This is a genomic window from Actinocorallia lasiicapitis, assembly GCF_054778695.1.
On sequence record NZ_BAAGZI010000801.1, the window covers coordinates 1 to 949 of the forward strand.

The window sequence follows — 949 nt, forward strand, 5'->3', positions numbered from 1 at the left end:
GCCCGCTCGTAGTGCTCGTGGGCTTCGCTGGGCGCGCCGATCCGGTCGGCCTCCCGGCCCGCTTCGACCGTCGCGGCGAACGCGGCGGGCAGATCGTGGGCGGCGAGGCTGTGGAACGCCAGCTCGGCGGGGCGGCCCTTGCCGGTGAGGGACCGGGCGAACGCCGCGTGCAGCCGGGTGCCCTCGCCGGGCAGCAGATCCCCGTAGACGGCCTCGCGGAGCAGGGCGTGCCGGAAGGTGTAGCCGTCGCCGTGCGGCTCCAGCAGCCGGTGGGAGATCAGTTCGCGCAGCGCGCGTTCGGCCGTCGTCTGGTCGAGTTCGGAGATCTCGCTGAGCAGGGCGTCGTCGATCCGCTGGCCCGCCACCGACGCCACCCGGACGATCTTCTGCGCGGTGTCGGAGAGCTGCTCGACCTTGGCCAGCAGCAGATCGGCCAGTGCTTCGGGCAGATCGTCGCCCGCGTCGAACAGTTCGGCCGCGTAGAAGGCGTTCCCCTGGGAGCGGGCGTGGATCAGGGCGGCCTGCTCGGCGCCGACCTGGCCGAGCGAAGCCAGATACCCGGCCGTCTCGGCGGGCCCGAACGGCCGCACGTCCACGGCCAGCACGGTGGGGTGGCGCAGCAGTTCGGCGAGCACGGGCCGGAGCGGGTGCCTGCGGTGCAGGTCGTCGGTGCGGTAGGTGCCGATCAGCGCCACCCGGTCGCGCTGCAGGAACCGGCTGAGGAAGGTGAGCAGATGCCGGGTGGAGGCGTCGGCCCAGTGCAGGTCCTCCAGGACGAGCAGGACGGGCGCCTGTTCGGCCAGCTCGCACAGCAGGCCCAGCACGGCGCCGAAGAGCTGCTGCTGGACGGGGCCCGCGCTGTCGTCGCCGGTCCCGTCGGGCAGCAGCCGCCCCAGCACGGGACGGGTGCCGAGCCGTTCCGCGACGGCCCCGACGCCCGTCCGCAGCC

The 949-nt window shown here is 74.2% G+C and carries 1 protein-coding gene; it reads right to left on the reverse strand.

Going from position 1 to position 949, the window contains the following annotated elements; translation table 11 throughout:
* Positions 1–949: ATP-binding protein (locus tag ACYVE7_RS34705; RefSeq protein WP_460370885.1), on the reverse strand; the 949-nt coding region annotated here is incomplete at both ends.